Annotated in this window: 24 protein-coding genes; 19 read left to right on the forward strand and 5 right to left on the reverse strand. The window is 59.0% G+C overall.

The window, feature by feature from the left end; translation table 11 throughout:
- Positions 1 to 12: 12 nt before the first annotated feature.
- The 5 genes from purD (at position 13) to DTF_RS0114565 (ending at position 5,466) form a co-directional block, all read left to right on the forward strand.
- Positions 13 to 1,284, forward strand: coding sequence for a phosphoribosylamine--glycine ligase (purD, locus tag DTF_RS0114540; RefSeq protein ID WP_027715901.1), 1,272 nt, complete (start codon positions 13 to 15; stop codon positions 1,282 to 1,284).
- Positions 1,285 to 1,352: 68 nt separating this feature from the next.
- The gene (gene purE, locus DTF_RS0114545; protein WP_027715902.1) at positions 1,353 to 1,874 is read left to right on the forward strand and encodes a 5-(carboxyamino)imidazole ribonucleotide mutase; all 522 of its coding nucleotides are present in this window, start codon (positions 1,353 to 1,355) and stop codon (positions 1,872 to 1,874) included.
- A 281-nt stretch (positions 1,875 to 2,155) separates the two neighbouring features.
- Entirely contained in the window at positions 2,156 to 3,523 is a 1,368-nt protein-coding gene (locus tag DTF_RS0114550) for a cytochrome c biogenesis protein ResB (protein ID WP_027715903.1), read from the forward strand.
- Between the two features lie 87 nt (positions 3,524 to 3,610).
- Positions 3,611 to 4,468, forward strand: coding sequence for a c-type cytochrome biogenesis protein CcsB (gene ccsB, locus DTF_RS0114555; protein WP_027715904.1), 858 nt, complete (start codon positions 3,611 to 3,613; stop codon positions 4,466 to 4,468).
- A gap of 248 nt (positions 4,469 to 4,716) precedes the next feature.
- Positions 4,717 to 5,466 carry a tRNA1(Val) (adenine(37)-N6)-methyltransferase gene (locus DTF_RS0114565; RefSeq protein ID WP_035057126.1) on the forward strand — a complete coding sequence of 250 codons (750 nt, stop codon included), beginning with the start codon at positions 4,717 to 4,719 and terminating at the stop codon, positions 5,464 to 5,466.
- A gap of 18 nt (positions 5,467 to 5,484) precedes the next feature.
- On the opposite strand, the gene DTF_RS25640 is transcribed toward DTF_RS0114565, so the two are convergent.
- Entirely contained in the window at positions 5,485 to 5,991 is a 507-nt protein-coding gene (locus DTF_RS25640) for a DciA family protein (RefSeq protein ID WP_051361327.1), read from the reverse strand.
- Positions 5,988 to 6,245 carry a hypothetical protein gene (locus tag DTF_RS0114575; protein ID WP_027715906.1) on the reverse strand — a complete coding sequence of 86 codons (258 nt, stop codon included), beginning with the start codon at positions 6,243 to 6,245 and terminating at the stop codon, positions 5,988 to 5,990. The genes DTF_RS25640 and DTF_RS0114575 overlap by 4 nt, the downstream gene beginning before the upstream one ends.
- A 200-nt stretch (positions 6,246 to 6,445) precedes the next feature.
- Here DTF_RS0114575 and DTF_RS0114580 point away from each other — a divergent pair, with 200 nt between their 5' ends.
- The 8 genes from DTF_RS0114580 to rplS all read left to right on the forward strand — a co-directional run bounded on the left by DTF_RS0114580 (position 6,446) and on the right by rplS (position 11,062).
- Positions 6,446 to 6,703 (forward strand): DUF3343 domain-containing protein, encoded by a 258-nt coding sequence (locus tag DTF_RS0114580; RefSeq protein WP_027715907.1) that lies wholly within the window; start codon positions 6,446 to 6,448, stop codon positions 6,701 to 6,703.
- A gap of 97 nt (positions 6,704 to 6,800) precedes the next feature.
- Positions 6,801 to 8,153 (forward strand): signal recognition particle protein, encoded by a 1,353-nt coding sequence (gene ffh, locus DTF_RS0114585; RefSeq protein WP_027715908.1) that lies wholly within the window; start codon positions 6,801 to 6,803, stop codon positions 8,151 to 8,153.
- 57 nt (positions 8,154 to 8,210) lie between these two features.
- Entirely contained in the window at positions 8,211 to 8,480 is a 270-nt protein-coding gene (gene rpsP / locus DTF_RS0114590) for a 30S ribosomal protein S16 (RefSeq protein ID WP_027715909.1), read from the forward strand.
- A gap of 53 nt (positions 8,481 to 8,533) precedes the next feature.
- A complete protein-coding gene (locus DTF_RS0114595) occupies positions 8,534 to 8,767 on the forward strand; it encodes a KH domain-containing protein (protein WP_027715910.1) in 234 nt (77 codons plus the stop codon).
- Positions 8,767 to 9,303: a ribosome maturation factor RimM gene (gene rimM, locus DTF_RS25645; protein WP_051361328.1), complete on the forward strand. Its 537-nt coding sequence runs from the start codon at positions 8,767 to 8,769 to the stop codon at positions 9,301 to 9,303. The genes DTF_RS0114595 and rimM overlap by 1 nt, the downstream gene beginning before the upstream one ends.
- A complete protein-coding gene (gene trmD / locus DTF_RS0114605; RefSeq protein WP_027715911.1) occupies positions 9,293 to 10,036 on the forward strand; it encodes a tRNA (guanosine(37)-N1)-methyltransferase TrmD in 744 nt (247 codons plus the stop codon). The genes rimM and trmD overlap by 11 nt, the downstream gene beginning before the upstream one ends.
- On the forward strand, positions 10,033 to 10,596 hold the full coding sequence (locus tag DTF_RS0114610; RefSeq protein ID WP_035057131.1) for an RNA methyltransferase: 564 nt from the start codon (positions 10,033 to 10,035) through the stop codon (positions 10,594 to 10,596). Before trmD ends, DTF_RS0114610 begins: the two co-directional genes overlap by 4 nt.
- A 118-nt stretch (positions 10,597 to 10,714) precedes the next feature.
- Complete coding sequence (gene rplS, locus DTF_RS0114615; protein WP_027715913.1) at positions 10,715 to 11,062, forward strand: 50S ribosomal protein L19; 348 nt, start codon at positions 10,715 to 10,717, stop codon at positions 11,060 to 11,062.
- A gap of 100 nt (positions 11,063 to 11,162) precedes the next feature.
- Here rplS and DTF_RS0114620 read toward each other — a convergent pair whose 3' ends face one another.
- On the reverse strand, positions 11,163 to 11,348 hold the full coding sequence (locus tag DTF_RS0114620) for a hypothetical protein (protein ID WP_027715914.1): 186 nt from the start codon (positions 11,346 to 11,348) through the stop codon (positions 11,163 to 11,165).
- A 99-nt stretch (positions 11,349 to 11,447) separates the two neighbouring features.
- Here DTF_RS0114620 and DTF_RS0114625 point away from each other — a divergent pair, with 99 nt between their 5' ends.
- The 4 genes from DTF_RS0114625 (at position 11,448) to rsmI (ending at position 15,458) form a co-directional block, all read left to right on the forward strand.
- A complete protein-coding gene (locus DTF_RS0114625) occupies positions 11,448 to 12,101 on the forward strand; it encodes a ribonuclease HII (protein ID WP_027715915.1) in 654 nt (217 codons plus the stop codon).
- The gene (locus tag DTF_RS0114630; protein ID WP_027715916.1) at positions 12,098 to 12,460 is read left to right on the forward strand and encodes a YraN family protein; all 363 of its coding nucleotides are present in this window, start codon (positions 12,098 to 12,100) and stop codon (positions 12,458 to 12,460) included. Before DTF_RS0114625 ends, DTF_RS0114630 begins: the two co-directional genes overlap by 4 nt.
- A 161-nt stretch (positions 12,461 to 12,621) precedes the next feature.
- Positions 12,622 to 14,580 (forward strand): NAD(+) synthase, encoded by a 1,959-nt coding sequence (locus DTF_RS0114635; protein WP_027715917.1) that lies wholly within the window; start codon positions 12,622 to 12,624, stop codon positions 14,578 to 14,580.
- 26 nt (positions 14,581 to 14,606) lie between these two features.
- Positions 14,607 to 15,458 (forward strand): 16S rRNA (cytidine(1402)-2'-O)-methyltransferase, encoded by an 852-nt coding sequence (gene rsmI / locus DTF_RS0114640; RefSeq protein ID WP_027715918.1) that lies wholly within the window; start codon positions 14,607 to 14,609, stop codon positions 15,456 to 15,458.
- 13 nt (positions 15,459 to 15,471) lie between these two features.
- Here the strand turns inward: rsmI and DTF_RS0114645 are convergent, their stop codons facing one another.
- Positions 15,472 to 15,750 carry an acylphosphatase gene (locus DTF_RS0114645; RefSeq protein WP_027715919.1) on the reverse strand — a complete coding sequence of 93 codons (279 nt, stop codon included), beginning with the start codon at positions 15,748 to 15,750 and terminating at the stop codon, positions 15,472 to 15,474.
- On the reverse strand, positions 15,747 to 17,762 hold the full coding sequence (gene ligA, locus DTF_RS0114650) for an NAD-dependent DNA ligase LigA (protein WP_027715920.1): 2,016 nt from the start codon (positions 17,760 to 17,762) through the stop codon (positions 15,747 to 15,749). The genes DTF_RS0114645 and ligA overlap by 4 nt, the downstream gene beginning before the upstream one ends.
- A gap of 201 nt (positions 17,763 to 17,963) precedes the next feature.
- Between ligA and DTF_RS0114655 the strand changes: the two genes are divergently transcribed.
- The gene (locus tag DTF_RS0114655) at positions 17,964 to 19,220 is read left to right on the forward strand and encodes an HlyC/CorC family transporter (RefSeq protein WP_027715921.1); all 1,257 of its coding nucleotides are present in this window, start codon (positions 17,964 to 17,966) and stop codon (positions 19,218 to 19,220) included.
- A 184-nt stretch (positions 19,221 to 19,404) separates the two neighbouring features.
- Entirely contained in the window at positions 19,405 to 19,851 is a 447-nt protein-coding gene (mraZ, locus tag DTF_RS0114660; RefSeq protein WP_027715922.1) for a division/cell wall cluster transcriptional repressor MraZ, read from the forward strand.
- Position 19,852: the final 1 nt, after the last annotated feature.

Consider the following 19,852-nt stretch of genomic DNA (forward strand, 5'->3'; position numbering starts at 1 on the left):
GAAGGTTTTATCATGAAGGTTCTGGTGATCGGCGGGGGCGGCCGCGAGCACGCCCTGGTTTGGAAAATAGCCCAGTCTCCGCTGGTGGAGCGGATCTACTGCGCTCCCGGAAACCCCGGCATTGCCAGGCAGGCCGAGTGCGTTCCGCTGGCGGTGGATGATGTCGAAAGACTTCTGGCCTTTGCACGGGAGAGGGAGATCGGCCTGACCGTGGTCGGCCCCGAGCTTCCGCTCACCCTCGGTATCGTTGACCGGTTCCGGGACGCAGGGCTCACCATCTTCGGCGCTGACCGCAAGGCGGCGCAGATCGAAGGGAGCAAAGCGTTTGCCAAGGACCTGATGGCCAGGCACGGCGTTCCCACCGCGGCTTACGGCACCTTCACCGACCATCGGCAGGCGGTCGACTTCATCATGAGCCACGGTGCTCCGATCGTGGTCAAGGCCGACGGTCTGGCGGCGGGGAAAGGGGTGATCGTCGCCCGCACCGAAGAGGAAGCGATCTCGGCCGTCGATTCGATTCTGCTGGAAGGCGCTTTCGGTGAAGCCGGCAGCCAGGTGGTCATCGAGGAGTTCCTGGAAGGGGAGGAGGCTTCCTTTCTCGCCTTCACCGACGGCAAGACGATTCTGCCTCTGGCCTCGGCGCAGGACCATAAGCCCGTTTTTGACGGCGACCAGGGGCCGAACACTGGCGGCATGGGGGCCTACTCGCCCGCTCCCGTGGTGACGGCGGAGCTGCATGAACGGATCATCGAGACCGTGCTTCGGCCGATAATCGACGGAATGGCCAGCGAAGGATGTCCCTACAGCGGCATTCTCTATGCCGGTCTGATGATCAAGAACGGCGATATCCAGGTTCTCGAATTCAATGCACGCTTCGGCGATCCCGAGGCCCAGCCGCTGCTGGCGCGCCTCAAGTCGGACCTCGTGCCCGTCCTTCTGGCCTGCGCCCGGGGAAGCCTGGAAGGGGTTTCCCTCGACTGGCACGACAAGGCGGCCGTCTGCGTCGTCATAGCCTCCGGCGGCTATCCAGGCTCGTTCGAGAAGGGATATGAGATCCGCGGACTCGAGGAAGCGTCCACTATCGACGACCTGATGGTCTTCCATGCCGGAACCGCCCTCAATGACGGACGGATCGTCAACTCCGGCGGTCGGGTTCTGGGCGTCACGGGGCTGGGCGAAACCGTAGCCGCCGCCATCGACAAGGCCTACCGCGGAGTGAAGGTGATCTCCTGGGAAGGGGCTCACTACCGGACGGACATCGGCAAGAAGGCGCTGGGCCGATAAAGTTAAGTCTGAGTCTTATAGGTCCTCTATGTCCTATAGGACCTATTTAAAAAAATTGGAGGCATCAAATGAGCGAACAAAAGCCCCTGGTTGGAATACTCATGGGAAGCGATAACGATTACGAGGTGATGATTGAGGCAGGGCGTGCTCTGAAGAGCTTCGGAGTCCCCTTCGAGATGAACGTCTCCAGCGCCCACCGTACTCCCAAGCGTACCGCCGGATATGTCCGCGAAGCGCGCGGCAGAGGTATCAAGGTGCTGATCGCCGGCGCCGGAGCCGCCGCTCACCTGGCCGGCGTGGTGGCCGCCGAGACGACCCTGCCGGTCATCGGTGTTCCCATCGATTCCTCGTCCCTCAAGGGTCTGGATTCCCTTCTGGCGACGGTGCAGATGCCCGCAGGCATTCCGGTGGCCACCATGGCGATCGGCAAGGCCGGAGCCAGAAACGCGGGGATTTTCGCCGTCCAGCTTCTCGCCCTTGGTGACTCCGTTCTTTCCGAAAAACTTTCCGCATACAAGGAAGAGCTGGCGGCGGGAGTGGCAGTCAGAGCCGAGGCCCTCCAAGAGCGTTTGTCTAAAGAGAAATTTTAATATTTACAAGGAGTTGAAGGATAGCGCCAGGACAGGAGCGAGTGGGATCGGGGGCGATTTTTCTTGACAGGTAAAGTTGCCCTATATTAACTTCGTCTGGGTTCATCCATTTCGATTTGAGGCCGAACAGGGTTGGTTTCGATTGATTTATTTTTCTGTAATCCCGCCTATCGTATTTTTTTCTCATGTTCAGGGATCTGCTGACATCACCCGACTTTTGCGGTCGTTCAGCAGCGTCCATTTAATAGAGAAGTGGTTGTCGCCACTCCGGGAGATCTGATTTGAACGCAAAAGACCGTAATCCTGCCACGGCTCTCTGGGATTTTTTCTGTTCCTTGAAGCTGACCATCGTCACTCTGATTCTACTGGCCGCTACTTCGATTATCGGGACTGTCATTCAGCAGAACCGCACCCCTGAAGAATACCTCCAAGTCTACAGCGAGACCACCTACAGGATCCTTAATACCCTGAAGTTTTTCGACATGTATCACTCCTGGTGGTTTCTGGCACTCCTCGGTATTTTTTCCATAAACCTCATCTCCTGTTCCATCAAGCGCTTCCCCCGGGTATGGAAGACGGTCAAAGAACCGGTGCTGGTGCCGGATGAGACGCTCTATCGCACCTTCTCAAACATGGAGGAGATAGTCATCCCGGCTTCCGTCGACGAGGTCAGGAAGAAGGTCGCCGATTTCACAAGCTCCCATTTCTCCACACCCGTGGTGACCGAAGAAAGCGGCAAGGTGCACCTTTTCGCGCAGAAGGCGGCCTACGCCCGCTTCGGCGTCTACGTCACTCATATCTCCATCCTGATCATCTTCATCGGCGCCATCATCGGAACCCTCTGGGGATACAAGGCCTTTGTCAATATCGTCGAGGGGACCGCTACCGACAAGGTCTGGCCGCGAGGTTCCAACGAACCCATCGACCTCGGTTTTTCAGTTCGCTGCGACGAGTTTTCGGTCTCCTATTACGAGGGATCGAGCCGCCCCAGGGAGTTCAAGAGCCTTCTCACCGTCATCGACGAAGGGCGGACCATTACCGAGAAGAGACCGGTTGTGGTCAACGATCCCCTCACCTACGAGGGAATTACTTTTTACCAGTCGAGCTACGGACCCGCCGGCGAACCGGTCTTCAACTTCAAGGTCCGGGTCAAGGAAACTGGTGAGGTGGCGAACATTACGGCGCGGCAGGGCCAGAGGGTTCAGCTGCCAGGGGGCGGCGCCTTCCGGGTTGTCGACTTCACCCCATCGTACCAGAATTTCGGCCCCGGAGCCCGGCTGGAGGTCTTCACCGAAAGCGGCAAGCGAAACTCCTTCATCGTCCTGCAGGCTTTCCCTGACTTCGACGCACAGCGGGGCGGCGTCTACAGCTTCACTCTGGTTGATTTCAAGCAGCGTTTTTATACCGGTCTACAGGTGGCCAAGGACCCCGGAGTCTGGGTCGTCTGGCTGGGATGCACACTGATGGTGCTCGGCTCCATGATCGCCTTTTTCCTGTCGCACAGGCGCATCTGGATCACCATCATGCCGGTCGGCGGCAAAACCGGCATCAAGCTCGGTGGAAGCGCCCACCGCAACCAACCGGCCTTTGAATTGTTTTTCGACGATTTCAAGAAGAACCTCAAGGCAGAACTTGTAGCCAGGGACTAGGGCGGAGAAGACGGAAGATCTAAATCTCGGAATAGTTCTTCGCTCGATTAGAATCGAACCCTCTCTCTGTACGGAGGCTCAAAAAACATGTCCAGTACGCAACTTTTCAATATCGTTACCATCGCCTATTTCTCCTCCATGGTTCTGTTCATCATCTATCTGGCGACCCGCAGCAAAGGGGTTTCCCTGATCGCCAGCATCGCGGCCTACGGCGGGTTGCTGGCTCATACCGCCGCCATCGGTCTGCGCTGGTACGAATCCTACCAGATCCCCGGCGGTGTCGGCCATGCTCCCCTGTCCAATCTCTATGAGTCGGTGGTTTTCTTCGCCTGGACCATCGTTCTCATCTACATGATCATTGATCTGAAGTACCGTCAGCCAGCAGTGGGGGCTTTCGTTCTCCCCTTCGCCTTTCTCTCGATGACCTGGGCCCAGCTCAGCCTCGACGATGCTATCGAGCCCCTGGTACCGGCCCTTCAGAGCAACTGGCTCACTTACCACGTCATCACTTGTTTTCTTGGCTATGCCGCCTTCGCCGTCGCCTGCGGGGTTTCCATCATGTACCTCATCAAGGTGGGCAAGGAGGATAAGGGTTCCGGAAATTCTCCCGCCGGAGGTATTCTGGCGGTATTCCCCAGCGCCAAAATACTCGATGATATCAATTATAAATCCATCATGATCGGCTTCCCCCTGCTTACTCTCGGGATCATCACCGGAGCAGCCTGGGCCAATTATGCCTGGGGAACCTACTGGAGTTGGGATCCCAAGGAAACCTGGAGCCTTATCGTGTGGTTCATTTACGCAGCTTTTCTTCATGCCCGCTTCACGCGAGGATGGGTGGGAAGAAGGGCCGCATGGCTGTCCATCGTCGGCTTTGCCGCTACCATTTTCTGTTATCTGGGAGTGAATCTGGTCCTCTCCGGGCTGCATTCCTATGGGGGATAAAAGGCGCTGAGATTCTTCAGTCGGAGGCGCATTTAATTACCTGTCGTAAATTATTGATTCTCCTCGATACCGTCTTTGCCAACGAGGCCCTGCATTGGCAGGGCCTCGCTCTGTTTTTGCAGATGGCTGTGTCAGCCTCCTGTCCCGAGACCAATTCCCCGGGCGGTGCGCGAGACCCTTCGATGCCCTTTCAGGCAGCCTCCTTCAGCTGAACCTTTCTGAAAAACTCCTTGAACAGCAGGAATCGCTTGGAAGCAGACTCTCTTGTATACGCCGACGAAACTCTGGATGATCTCCGTCCGGGAGGGCTGAAAATCATCCAGAAATCCGGCGGTTATCGTTTCTCTCTTGACCCGATCCTGCTATGTGCCTTTGCCTGGATTGAAGAGGGTGATACGGTTGCGGATCTGGGCACCGGGTCCGGGGTGATCCCTCTTCTTCTGGCCGTCAAGACTGAACCAAAGAGAATTGTCGGGTTGGAACTTCAGCCGGAACTGGCGGACCGCGCACGACGCAGCGTGCTCCTTAACAGGCTTGAGGAGAAGGTGGAGATACTGGAGGGCGACCTGCGTGTTCTGCCGAAAAGCTTTGCCCCTCACTCTTTTGATGTGGTCCTTTCCAACCCTCCCTACCGCCGGACCGGGACAGGCCGCAAGGCGCCCGCGGCCGAGCGGGCGGCAGCGCGCCACGAACTGGCCGGAGGGCTTGAGGATTTTCTCAGGGCGGCGGTCTTCATGCTGAGGCACGGCGGAAGGTTTTATATCGTCTATCTGGCGGAGCGCCTGGCGGAACTGCTGGATAAGATGCGTAGGGAGCGGCTTGAACCGAAGCGGCTGCGCTGCGTGCATTCACGGGTGGGGGAGCGGGGACGCATGGTGCTTGTCGAGGCCCGCAAGGGCGGTGGGGAAGGGCTTTCGATAGAGCCCCCTCTCTTCATCTATGACGGTGAAAAGTATACGGAAGAGGTGCTGGCCATCTATGCGGAGTCGCGGGACTGAGGACTGGGGACCTGGGAATTACTCGGCCTCGGTCCTGTTTTTCTCCACCTTCGCCTGGCGGACGAGGATGGCTCTCAAACTCTGCCGCAACTCCTGGTCCGCAAGAGGGGCCAGGGCCGCTTCGATGTGGGACTCTTCCTCTTTCGTGAGGCAAGCGGACTGCCAGGAGGGAGGCGGTGGCGTTTCTGCTTCGGTCGACTCCCTTTCTATTTTGCCTCGCCGCAAATAAAGATCCTTGATGGCTGCTCCCTCAAGCCGTTCGTTAAGCCGTGCGAGGATTTTCGGCTTCAGCAGCTGCAACTGCTGCATCCATGCCGGCTGCTCGACACGCACCTCCAGTATCCCTTCCCGGATTCTTATCGGGCGGGCCTTTGCGGCAATCTGTGGACCCACCACCGCGTCCCATACCTGCCAGGCACGATATTCCCGCAGTTTCCCGTCCAGTCCGTGCTGACGCAGAACGCTTTGAATCAGGTTTCCGACTGACGCGGCGTTTTTCATGGGGGGGCGTCGCTTGTCCTTCATTTCCGACTCCGCCGGTAAATGCTCCCCCCCACGATTTGCCCTGCCACGGCACAGAGTACGGAGTAGGGAATAATGTCCCATCCGAAGCCATAAGCCAGGCGGATGAAGATGATGAAGGGGATGGACAGGTGAATATAGATGAACCATCGCAGGGAGTATTTACGTGAGGGTTCTCTGAGGAATCCCAGGGGAAGGTTCGCGATGAAGGCAAAGAAAAGAAGATTGGCGAGATTCAGCGCCTGAGGGAGAGTCAATATTTACCTCGGATATCATCGGTCGGATACCCGGCGTGATGACCGGACCGGATCGGGATGGTAGTGGGGATTGACGGATAATCGCCATAGTCTATCCGGGAATCGGTTGAAATGTCAATTGAAAGAGGCTTTGCACGACGACCTTGCACGGTAAGGATAAAAGTGGCATCATGAAACGAAATCTGCGGAAAAGGTGAAGCATGGTTCGGGACAAGGATATTGTGGCTATTTTTCACTCCATCCACCGGGTGATGAAGGCCGAGAAGGTGCTCAAACTGGCCGGCGCCGATTTTCTTCTTATCCCCGTCCCCAGGCAGCTCGCCTCCGACTGCGGCCTGGCCATCCGCTATACGAAACAGGAGCAGAACAAGGTTGAGGCTGTTCTGGATTCGGAGGGGCTTCAGCCGGCGGAGCTTTACAGGCGGGAAGGAAAAGGATATATCCGGCTGGAGCCGTAAGTACGGCATTCCCGCCGGTTTTTCCCTTGACAAAGAAAATCCGCTTCACTATAGTCCATGTTTTGCTACACTCCAAGAATGGTGTGCAAGGTAAGCAATGTTTGACAATCTGACCGAAAAATTTGATTCGGTATTCAAGAAGCTTCGCGGCCATGGACGGCTGAACGAAGAGAATATACAGGAGGCCCTGCGGGAAGTCCGTCTGGTCCTTCTGGAGGCAGACGTCAATTTCCGGGTGGTGAAGGATTTCGTCTCCTCCGTCCGCGAGCGGGCGGTGGGGCAGGATGTCCTGAAAAGCCTCACTCCGGCCCAGCAGGTCATCAAGATCGTCCGTGACGAGCTTGGTCGCCTGATGGGGGAGGATAACGAAAACCGCCTCGATCTTGCGTCGCGTCCCCCTGTGCCGATCATGCTGTGCGGTCTGCAGGGGGCGGGAAAGACCACCACCTGCGGCAAACTGGCGCTGAAGCTTCGCAAGGAGAAACGGAACCCCCTGCTGGTTCCTGCCGACATCTACAGGCCGGCGGCCATCGAGCAGCTCAAGACGGTTGGACGTCAGCTCGGCATCGCGGTGTTCGACTCCTTGCCCGGACAGGATCCGGTGAGGATCTGCGAGGAAGCCCGACGCTTCGCCGAGTTGAACGGTTACGACACCCTGATCCTGGATACGGCGGGGCGTCTGCACGTCGATGAAGAGCTGATGCAGGAGCTGGTCCGGATCAAGGCTTCCCTCGCCCCTCGCGAGGTGCTGTTCGTCGCCGATGCCATGACCGGCCAGGATGCGGTGAATGTGGCCCAGAGCTTTGACGAGAAGCTCGATATCAGCGGCGTCATCCTCACTAAACTCGACGGAGATGCCCGCGGCGGAGCGGCTCTTTCCATTCGTGCAGTGACCGGAAAGCCGATTAAGCTGGTGGGCATGGGCGAGAAGATGGATGCCCTGGAGACCTTCCATCCCGACCGGATGGCGCAGCGCATTCTCGGTATGGGTGATGTCCTCTCCCTGATCGAGAAGGCCGAAGCGGTCATCGATCGGGACCAGGCTGCGGCCCTTGAGCAGAGGCTGCGCAAGGAGGGCTTTACCCTGGAGACCTTCCGGGACCAGTTGCAGTCCATTAAGAAGATGGGGTCCATGGAGTCCTTGCTCAAAATGATTCCCGGGGCCGGCAAGGCGCTTAAAGAGGCCAAGGGAATGCAGCTTCCGGATAAGGAATTGAAAAAGATCGAGGCGATCATCAATTCCATGACTCCTGGCGAAAGGCAAAATCATCGTATCCTCAACGGCTCCCGCCGGTTGCGAATCGCCCGGGGAAGCGGGACGACGGTGCAGGATGTGAATCAGTTGGTCAAGCGCTTCACTGAGGCGCAGAAAATGATGAAGAAAATGCAGCAACTCGGCCCCAAAGGCCTCAAAGGATTGATGGGGCGCGGCGGGGGGCTGCCGTTTTGAAACCAGTTCGAACTTTCAAAACCACTATCTACCGAAAATATTCAGGAGGAACAGAGCATGTCCGTTAAAATCAGGCTGGCCCGCGGCGGCGCCAAGAAGAAACCTTTCTATCAGGTCGTGGTTGCCGACGAGCGTTATCCCCGTGATGGCCGCTTCATCGAAAATCTGGGACAGTACGACCCCAAGCAGGATCCTCCCATGGTTGCATTGCAGGAAGAGCGGACCCTCGAATGGCTGCGCAAGGGAGCCCAACCCACCGATACCGTGCGGCAACTGCTGCGCAAACAGGGAATCTGGGCCAAGTTCAAACAGCCGGCAGGGGTATAAGCGCTCTTCGGTAGTGTGACAACTGGCACCCCTGTCACCGAAGGACGGACCCCATGAAAGAACTCATCGAATTCATCGCCAAGTCGCTGGTTGAAAATCCCGAGGCGGTCACCATCTCCGAAGAGGAGGGCGAGGACGGAAGCATCCTCGTGAAGCTGGCCGCCGCCCAGGAGGATATGGGGCGGATCATCGGCAAGCAGGGACGCACAGCCAAGGCCATGCGCACCCTGCTCAATGCCAAGGCCACCAGGGAAAACAAGCGGGCTACCCTGCAGATCATGGAGTGATGGGCGTCGAAGAAGGTGAACTCGTTCGTCTCGGGATGGTGATGGGTACCCACGGGCTGCGGGGAGACCTCAAGATTATGCCGCAGTCACCCGATGCCCAGGCCCTTCTCGATGCCCGGCAGATCTTTCTGCGCAGGGCGGGAGAGCCGGCCGTCGCGTACAGCCCGGTGCGGACCACTGTCCACAAGGCGGTATATCTGCTTCGCCTTGAGGGGCTGGACCACATCAATGACGTTGAATCCCTGGTGGGGTGCGAAGTGCTGATCCGGCGTGACGACCTGCCGGAGCCCGAGGGAGATGACGTTTACTGGATGGACCTGCAGGGAATGACGGTCGTCGACCGGCTCTTCGGTGAACTGGGAACCCTGGACGATCTGTTTACGACGGCGGCCCATGATGTCTATGTCGTCAATGGCCGTTTCGGCGAAGTCCTGATTCCTGCGGTCGGCGAGTTCATTGTGGAGATCGATCTGCCTGGCCGTCGGATGTCGGTCGATCTTCCCGAAGGACTGGTCCGGGAACCCGATGAAGTTTGATGTACTTACCCTTTTTCCCGCCATGATCGACTCCCCCTTTGCCGGGAGCATTCTCGGGAAGGCGGTGGAAAAAGGATTGATTCGTATTGCCGCCCACAACCTTCGGGATTGGGCGGAGGGACGGCACAAGGTTACCGATGACGCCCCTTACGGCGGCGGAGACGGAATGGTGATGAAGCCGGAGCCGGTGGCCCGGGCCTTGTCGCAGCTGAAGGTGGATTCCCCCGGAGCCAGGGTCCTGCTCATGACTCCCCAGGGCGTTCCCTTTCGTCAGTCCGATGCGCAGGCCCTCTCCCGGGAGGAAGGGCTTATTTTCGTGTGCGGCCGGTATGAGGGATTTGACGAGCGTATCCGGTCCATGGTGGACGCCGAGTACTCCCTGGGGGACTTCGTTCTCACGGGGGGCGAACTGGCCGCGATGGTCATGATTGACGCCGTCGCCCGGCTGATCCCGGGAGTGCTGGGGAGCAGCGGAAGCGCCCTGGGCGATTCGTTCGCCGACGGGCTTCTCGAATATCCGCACTACACTCGTCCCGTCGAGTTCGAGGGACGGCGGGTGCCGGAGGTTCTTCTCTCAGGCAATCATGCCGAGATCGCGCGCTGGCGTCGTCGGCAGCAGTTGAAGCGCACGCTGCGGCGGCGGCCGGATCTGCTGCCCGGAGCCCGGCTTTCTGAAGAGGACCGCCGGTTTCTTGCCGAACTGAAGCAGGATGCGGCGGACGAGGAAGCATGATCAGGCGTCCGATGGCGGTAGCTCTGGTCCACCACCCGATACGTGACCGCCGGGGCGATACGGTGACCGCGTCCGTGACCAACCTGGATCTGCACGATATCGCCCGGACCGCCCGGACTTATGGTGTCGATCGTTTCTATCTGGTCACTCCCGTTGCCGAACAGCGGGTCCTGGTGGAGCGGATTCTGGAGCACTGGCATACCGGCCACGGAGCCTCCTACAATCCGCACCGGGGTGAGGCCCTTGATCTCGTGGAGCCGGTTTCGACCCTCGACGAGGCTCTTGCCCGATGGCAACAGCGTACCGGCGATGATCCGCTGCCGGTCCTGACCGGCGCCGCCCGGACCGACGGCATCACATTCGCCCGCTGCCGGGCGCTGGTGCAGCAGCACCCGCTCCTTCTTGTCTTCGGGACCGGGTGGGGGCTGGCCGACGAAGTTTTCGAGCGTGGCTGGACTGTTCTTGAGCCGGTGTCGGGAGCCGGTGATTACAACCACCTGCCGGTCCGTGCGGCAGCCGCCATTATCCTGGATCGCCTGTTTGCCGGCGAACAGAGATGAAAACGGGCGGATAGCGAATTTAGGATATCTGTCGGAAGCCGCTTGTGGAATCAAGGCTTGCATATCAATAAATAACAAAGCCGATGATCTGAAAAGGATCAGCATAGAGGAGGAAGTCATGAACATCATTGACCATCTGGCAATGGAACACATCAGGAAAGATATCCCACCCTTCAAGGCGGGCGATACCCTGCGGGTGCACGTGAAGATCGTCGAAGGCGACAAACAACGGATCCAGGTCTATCAGGGTGTCTGCATCAAGAGGGTGAACCGGGGCGTCGGATCCACCTTCACCGTCCGCAAGATTTCCAACAGTTTCGGTGTGGAGCGGATCTTCTCCCTGCATTCTCCCGCCGTTGAGAAGATCGAGGTGGTGATGGTCGGGCAGGTGCGCCGCGCCAAGCTTTACTACCTGCGCAATCTTTACGGCAAGGCCGCCCGAATCAGGGAAAAGCGTCTGGCCTGATGTTCGAAACAGAAAAAGCCCCGGTGTCTGCCGGGGCTTTTTCTGTTTGAACGCGCCGATTCCCGCGGGGCTATTCGGGTCAGACGGTATGAGGGGAAAATCAGTGATGCGTTGAGACGGCTACTGCGGCAGGGGAAACCAGGACGGCATAGATCAGGACGGTGATGATGCCGTACAGGACCAGAGCGGCCCATCCTCCCTGGCTCAGGACATCTTTCAACTCTCTCCAGTCGACCAGGAAACCGAGATAGCCTGCCAGAGCCAAAACGAAAAAGACGACGACCATGGAATTTTCTCCTCCTTTCGAGAACATTGGAAATCAGCAATTATTGTATACGAAGCGCGGGGTGAAATCCAGCCGTAAATTCGACTCGGGAGATGTCCCATGACCCTGGAGCTTTTTCCCGCCCTTCCGTTGTCCCCTCTCCATTTTGAAGAATGGGCCCTTTCCAGGGGCTTCCGGACGGTGGCGGGAGTGGACGAAGCCGGTCGGGGCCCTCTGGCCGGGCCGGTAGTCGCAGCGGCGGTCGTCCTGCCTGAGGGCTTCGAGCTGCCGGGACTGGACGATTCGAAAAAACTCTCCGTCGATCAGCGCGAGCGCCTTCTCCCCCTGATTCGTTCGAAGGCGCTGGCCTTCGGAGTGGGGATCGTGTCCGCCGGCGAAATCGACCGGATGAACATTCTTCAGGCGACCCTCAAGGGAATGGCCCTGGCGGTGCGGCGCCTGCGGACCGCCCCCGATTATCTCCTCGTCGACGGCATCACACCGGTTCCTCTTCCCCTTCAGCAGAAGACCATCAAGCAGGGGGATTCCCGTTCTCTGTCGGTGGCGGCCGCCTCGGTGCTGGCCAAGGTGGTGCGCGACCGGCTCATGACCGGTTACGACCAGATCTATCCCGGGTACGATTTAGCCCGGAACAAGGGATATGCCAGCGCCGGACACCTGGCGGCCATCGCCCGGCTCGGCCCGTCGCCCCTCCACCGGCTCACTTTCAGAGGAGTCCGTGAGCATGTGGTGAAAAACGAGGGTGGGTTATGACCGAGGAGCGACTGGCTCTTGGCCGGTGGGGAGAGGAGGAAGCCGCCCGGCATCTGATTCGCCTTGGGATGAAAATCCTTGAACGCAATTTCCGCACTCCAGTGGGTGAAATCGACCTCATCGCCCGTCATGGGAAGACTCTGGTTTTTGCCGAGGTCAAGACCCGTCGCAGCAACGCTTTCGGAACGCCGCAGGAAGCGGTCGGCGCCGCCAAGCAGCGTCAGATAATCCGCACCGCCCAGTGGTATCTCGGCAATGGCAAGGGAAAGGGGCTCCAGCCCCGTTTCGACGTTGTCGCCGTGAGCCCCGGACCCGCGGGAGCCGTTGTGGAGCACATTCCCAATGCTTTCGGGCTGTGAAAAACCGTCTTTTGTCATTTGTCCTTTGTCATCTGTGAGAAAGGCTATTCATCCGATACAAATGACCAATGACCATGGACTAATGACGATTTGCCTTTTTGGTCCATCGTCTCTACAATGAGCCGAAATTGACGTACTGAATTTCTCGGGAGAAGGTTGCCATGGAAACCGCACTTTCCGCTCTGGGGCTGGTGAGGATCGGGGTCGTTTCCCCCGATCTGCGCGTGGCCGACATCGACTACAATCTGGAGCGTATCTGGCTGGCCGTTGACGAGGGTCTTAGCCGCAATTGCCGCTTCCTCGTCTTTCCCGAACTATGTCTCACCTCCTACAGCTGCGGCGATCTTTTTTTCCAATCCCTTCTGATTGAACGGACGCGAGAAGCACTCTGGCAGCTTGCCGACCTGACTGCCGAAAAGGAAGCGACTCTTGTCGTCGGAGCTCCGATCGCTCAGGGGGGGCGCCTGTTCAACTGCGCGGTCTTCATCTCCGGCGGCAGGATACTCGGCGTCGTCCCGAAAACCTATCTGCCCAATACCCAGGAATTTTATGAGGAGCGGTGGTTCTCCTCGGCCCGAGACCTTACGGAGCAGGATCTGGAATGGCGGGGAGAGAGAATTCCCTTCGGAACGGACCTGCTGTTCCGGGCCGACGACATGCCCGATTGTCTGATCGGCATCGAAATCTGCGAGGACGTATGGTCGGTCAATCCGCCGAGCGGCGGGATGGCGACGGCCGGCGCCACAGTGCTGCTGAACCTCTCGGCCAGTCCGGAGCTGCTGGGGAAGATGGAATACCGCCGCGCCCTGGTCCAGTCCCAATCGGCCCGCTGTCTGGCCGTCTATGCTTACGCTTCCGCCGGGCCTGGCGAATCGAGTACCGATCTGGTCTATTCCGGTCACTCCCTGATTGCCGAAAACGGGGTGGTGCTGGCCGAGACAGATCGCTTCCTCTTTGCCACGCAGATGGCCCTGGCCGATGTCGATATCGAGCATCTGGGCAACGAACGGCGCAAGAACAGCACCTTTGCCGCCTCGGTTCAGAAGACCTCCTTCCGCATCATCCCTTTTGCCCTTCCAGATGTGAGTGACGGCAAGCTGTGCAGGGTCATTCCCGCGACCCCCTTTGTTCCCTCCGAGGAGGATGAACAGACGTATCGCTGCCACGAAATTTTCTCCCTTCAGACCACCGGCCTCGCCAAGCGGCTTCGCCACACCGGGGTAAAAAATGCAGCTATCGGGGTCTCCGGCGGCCTCGATTCAACCCTGGCTCTCCTGGTGGCCGCAAAGGCATTCGACAAGCTGGGGCTGGACAGAAAGGGAATCATTGCGATCACCATGCCCGGTTTCGGGACCACCAGCCGAACCCGGACCAACGCCGAAGCGCTGATCCGGCAGCTGGGGGTGACCTTCAAGGAGGTATCGATCGACAAGGCGGTCCGGCAGCATTTCAAGGACATCGGTCACAGCGAGGAGGTGCATGACATCGTCTTCGAAAACGCCCAAGCCCGGGAGCGGACCCAGATCCTGATGGATGCGGCCAACCAGGTCCATGGGCTGGTGATCGGCACCGGCGACCTCTCTGAACTAGCTCTCGGCTGGTGCACCTATAATGGCGACCACATGTCCATGTACGCAGTCAACGCAGGCGTTCCCAAGACCCTGGTGCGATACCTGGTGGCCTGGTGCGCCGAAGCCGAGTTCACGGGAGAGGCTGCGGCCACTCTCCTGGACATCTGTAAAACGCCCGTTTCCCCCGAACTGCTTCCTCCGGGGGCAGGCGGTGAAATAGGCCAGATCACCGAAGACCAGATCGGGCCCTATCTGCTGCACGATTTTTTTCTCTACAACATGGTTCGCCTCCAGTATGCCCCTGCCAAGATTTATTGCCTGGCCCGGCACGCCTTCGCCGGCCAGTACGCCGCCGATGAAATCCTGAAATGGCTGCGGATCTTCTGCTGCCGGTTTTTCAGTCAGCAGTTCAAGCGCTCCTGCCTTCCCGACGGGCCGAAAATAGGGAGCGTCGCCCTGTCGCCTCGCGGAGACTGGCGAATGCCCAGTGATGCCAGTGTCGCATTGTGGCTGGCGGAACTCGATAAGCTTGAAGGGAAAGAAGGTTAGACCCTTTATCCCTGGACCCTGAACCGATGCCCAGCGGCACTCTTTACATCGTAGCGACCCCCATCGGCAACCTCGAGGATCTGACCTTCCGTGCCCTGCGCATTCTCAGGGAGGTGGACCTGGTGGCGGCCGAGGATACCCGGCACAGCCGCAAGCTGTTCAGCCATTACGGCATCGGCACCCCCCTGACCTCCTTCTTTCAGCACAACGAGGCGGTCAAGGGAGAGCGGCTCCTTGAGGATCTGCGCCAGGGCAAGTCGGTGGCGCTGATCTCCGATGCCGGCACCCCGGCCATCGCCGATCCCGGTTTTCTGCTGGTGCGCCGCTGCCGTGAAGAAGGAATTCCGGTGATCGCGGTTCCCGGCCCCTCCGCCGTGGTGACGGCTCTCTCTATTGCCGGCCTGCCCACCGACCGCTTTGCTTTCGAGGGGTTTCTCCCCGCCAAAACCAAAGGGAGGCGCGCAGCGCTGCGCCGCCTGCGCCAGGAAGACCGGACCACGGTCTTCTATGAGGCGCCTCACCGGCTGCCGGCGGCCCTCAGGGATCTGGCGGAGGAACTGGGCGAGGATCGAGAGGTGGCGGTCGCCAGGGAGCTGACCAAGATTCACGAGGAGCTTTATCGCGGAACTGCCTCCGGCGCACTCGATCATTTCGGTTCCGGCAGGGTGAGGGGGGAAATCGTCCTGATGGTGGCTCCGGCGGTAGACGCGGAGTTTGGAGGTGAGAAGGCGGATGCCGGCTCCCTGGAGGAGGCGCTGCGGAAGCTGTCCGCCGAGGGAATGCCGCCGAGGCAGGCCGTCAAACAGATGGCGAAGGAGTTCGGCCTGCCGAGAGATGAAGTCTATCGAATCTGGGTGGCGACGAAAGACGAGGATTGAGTGCGGGGCGATGTTACCGCATCACCCTGAACTCGTCGAATTCCCCGCGGTAGTCTTCCCAGTCGATGAGGAGTTCGTTCACATGGGCCGCGCTCGGTCCCTGTCGGCACCATTCCAGCACCTTGCGGACGTCCGACTCCCTTCCCTCGAAGATCGCCTCCACATCCCCGTTGGGGAGATTGCGCACGCAGCCGGTCAGGTTGTGCTCGAGGGCGGTGCGCTGGGTGAAGTAGCGGAAATTGACCCCCTGGACCACTCCCTTGATGCGGACCGTGGCTCGAATGAGCTTCATGAAATCCCTCCCTTTTCCATCATCTGCAGGAACTCTTCTTCGCTCAGGACCGTGACGCCCAACTCTCCGGCCCGCAAAAGCTTGCTCCCTGCGTCCTCGCCCGCCACGACAAAATCAGTTTTGCGGCTCACCGAACCGGAGGCCCTGGCGCCGAGCTTTTCCACCATCTCCTGAGCGTCCTTGCGGGAGAAGCGGCTGAGGGCACCTGTGAAGACGAAGGTCTTTCCCGAAAGAGGTCCGCCGGCCTGCCGCTCTTCCGCTTCGGGGACGACTCCCGCTTCCCGGAGTTTGCGGAGGACCTCACGATTTTCCGGAGAGCGGAAGAAGGCGGTGACGCTGTCGGCCACCTGGGGCCCGATTTCGTGGATCTTCAGCAGATCGTCTCCCGAGGCGGAAGCCAGTTCATCCAGTGATCCGAACTGGCGGGCGAGAAGTTTGGCCAGGTGTTCACCGACATGACGGATGCCGAGGGCGTACAGGAATCTTGAGAGAGGCTGGCGTCTGCTGCGGTCGATGGCGTTGAGAAGGTTCTGTGCCAGCTTCTCCCCCATTCGTTCGAAGCGAAACAATTCCTCTCGGGTCAGGGTGTACAGGTCTGCGACGCTGTCGACGAGTCCGAGTTTCAGCATCTGGTCGATATAGCGGTCTCCGAGCCCTTCGATGTCCATCCCCCGCCGCGAGACGAAATGTTTGATCGACTCCTTGATCTGGGCGGGACAGGAGAGTCCCTGACAGCGGGGGACGACTTCACCCTCCAGTTTCTGCACCGGCGAGCCGCACTCCGGGCATTTTTCAGGGAGGACGATGGGAATCTCTTTGCCGGTGCGTTCTTCCTTGAGCACCCGGACCACATCGGGAATGACGTCCCCGGCCCGCTCCACGACCACAAGGTCGCCCCTCATCACGCCCAAGCGATCGATTTCGTCCCAGTTGTGCAGGCTGGCGCGGGAGACGGTGACCCCGCTCACCTCCACCGGCTGCAGCAGGGCAACGGGGGTGACGGCCCCCGTGCGGCCCACCTGCAGCTGCACATCCTCTACCCGTGTGACGGCCTGGCGCGGTGGGAATTTGCAGGCGATAGCCCAGCGGGGGGTGCGGGTCTTTTCCCCCAGTTCCCTCTGCAGGGCAAGATCGTTGACCTTCACCACCACGCCGTCGATCTCATAGGGGAGTTCATCGCGGCGCTCCATTAATTCGCCGTAGTAGGCGAGGACCCCCTCGATGCCCCGAACTACGCGCAGACCATCAAGATCGACCCGGAGTCCCCACTGGCGCAGACGTTCCAGCAGTGCGGAGTGGGTCGGCGGGGTATCGCCGTCGACCCGCCCCGTTCCGTAGCTGAAGATCCGCAGGGGCCGACGTGCGGTGACCGAGGAGTCGAGCTGGCGCAGGCTTCCTGCGGTGGCATTCCGGGGATTGGCGAAGGCGGGCTGCCCTTCTTCCTCCCGCTCATGATTGAGCGCCTGAAAGTCCTTGAGGTTCATGTAAACCTCCCCGCGCACCTCCAGCAGCGGCGGGCAGGAAGAGCGCAGTTTCAAAGGAATCGACGGAATCGTCTTGAGGTTTTCGGTGATCTTCTCGCCGGTGATTCCGTCGCCCCGGGTGGACCCGGTCTCCAGAAAACCGTCGCGATAAACCAGCTCCACCGCAACCCCATCCATCTTCATCTCGCAGGCATACTCGATTTCCGCATCGGAGGCTAGAAAACGACGGATGCGCGCATCGAATTCCCTCATTTCGCTTTCGTCGAATGAATTCTCCAGCGAGAGCATGGGAAGGGTATGGCGAACCGGTTCGAATTTTTCCAGCGGGGGCGCCCCGACCCGCCGGGAGGGGGAATCGGCGGTGGCCAGCTCGGGAAAGGCCTTCTCGATCTCCTGCAATTCGCGAAACAGCCGGTCATATTCGGAGTCAGAGATTTCCGGGCGGTCCAGGGCATAATAAAGGTAATTATGATGGTGCAGCAGGCTGCACAGTTCGGCGTGACGCCGGTATGCCTGGCTCTTTTCCATCGACGCTCCTGAAAAGGCGGGGACGAATTTTGTCAATATGAGTGGAACCTTTATCTGCCAGAGCGCCTTATAGCACAGAGAAGGTCCTCTTTTCAATAAGATCGCCTCAAACTGCAATTGTATTACGATAAAGCTTGAGGTAAAATCCACCCACCAATTTTCCTGTAAAATTTTTCTGTAATCATAGCGGGGAAAAGCTGAATGTCAGATGACCAACTACTGCACCTGATCGGATTGGGTATCCTGTTCGTGTTTTCCGCCTTCTTTTCCGGCTCGGAAACCGCCCTCATGTCCATTGACAAGCTGCGCGTCAAGTACCTTGTGCAGAAGAATCGCCGGGGGGCGCAGAAGCTCGATGCCCTCCTGTCCCGCCCCGACCATCTGCTGGGCGCCATCCTGGTGGGCAACAACCTGGTCAACATCGCCGCTTCGGTTTTCGCCACCACCTTTTTCGTCGGCCTCTACGGAGAGCAGGGAGAGCTTCTCACCATCCTCATTCTCACACCCCTCCTGCTGATCCTGTCCGAAGTCTGTCCCAAGACCTATGCCGCCCAGTATCCGGAAAAGGTCTCCTTCATGGTGCTGCGGCCGATTATCTTCGGGATGACGATTCTCATGCCGGTCGTCTGGCTGGTCACCGGAGTTTCGCGCCTCCTCACACGTTTCATCAAGGGAGAAGAGGAGCGGCCCATCATCTCCGAAGACGAGATCCGCAGCATCATCCGGGTGGGAGAGGAGACGGGGGTGGTGGCCAAGGAGCAGCGCCGCATGCTCCACGGGATCTTCGAGCTCTCCCAGATCCGGGTCCGGGACGTGATGATTCCGCGGACTGAGGTGGCGGGGATCGATGTGAACACTCCTTTCGAGGATGTGCTGCGTCTGACCCAGCAGGCCCGTCATTCGCGTTTTCCTGTTTTCGAGGAAAGTCTGGACAACGTGGTGGGGATCATTCACTCGAAGGATATCCTCAACTACGTCGACCGGCCCCAGGAATTCTCCATTCGGGAAGTTGCCCGCCCCCCTTATTTCGTCCCTGAATCCAAACCGATCGAGACCCTTCTTCAGTCATTTCGAAGAAAACGGGTGCATCTGGCCGTGGTGGTGGACGAGTATGGCGGCGTCGAAGGGATCGTGACCCTGGAGGACATCGTCGAGGAGATCGTCGGCGAAATACAGGATGAATACGATGTGGAAGAGGTGCTCATCCGGGAAATTGCTCCCGGCCGCTACCTGGTGGACGGCAGCACCTCCCTGCGCAGCATCAATCGCCGTTTCGGCCTTCAACTTTCCGAAGAGCATGCCAATACTCTGGCGGGCTTTCTGCTGCGCACCATGGGGAGCATCCCGGAGGTGGGCGACAGTTGTCAATCGGACGGGACCCGGTTTATTGTTCGGAAGGTGGAGGACCGCCGGGTGGAGGAAATCGAGATGCTTCTGGCGACACCCCCATCGAAATGACCCCCTTTCCCTGAGGCCTCTTCGGCCCGCCTACCTACCCCCTGTTCCAAGGGGATTTTTTATTCCTCCAAATACCTAAATCCACGTAAAAAAAACGTTAAAACTCCTTGACAAGGCCCAAGTGCGCCGTTATAGTTCCCCAAAAGGTGTAAAAAAGTGTAAATTTGGGCCAAAGAGGGCCTCCATGAACTTCCAAGGTGAGTACAACAATTCAATTGATCCCAAAGGAAGGGCCAGCATCCCGGCGAAATTTCGGGATGTCCTGAGCACTTCCTTTGGCGATGAACGCCTTGTCGTCACTAAAAACCTGGAAAACGGGCTGACCGCCTACCCGCTGTCCAGCTGGAACGAGATCGTGGAGAGGGTGCACCAAAGCGCACCCAGCCCGGAAAAAAACGCCGTCATTCGTCTGATGATCGCCCCCGCTGCGGAATGTACTTTCGACAAGCAGGGAAGGATTCAGATTCCCCACGCCCTGCGTACCTCTGCCGCCCTGGAAAAAGAGATCGTAGTGGTGGGGCTGTTTGAAAAGATCGAGATCTACAGCCAGCTCAAATATGCCGAAGTCACCCGGAAATCCGAGGAACTCCTTCAGACCGCGTCCCAAGCTGTCTCCGAACTGGGATTCTGAA

The organism is Desulfuromonas sp. TF (assembly GCF_000472285.1).
Lineage (GTDB): Bacteria > Desulfobacterota > Desulfuromonadia > Desulfuromonadales > ATBO01 > ATBO01.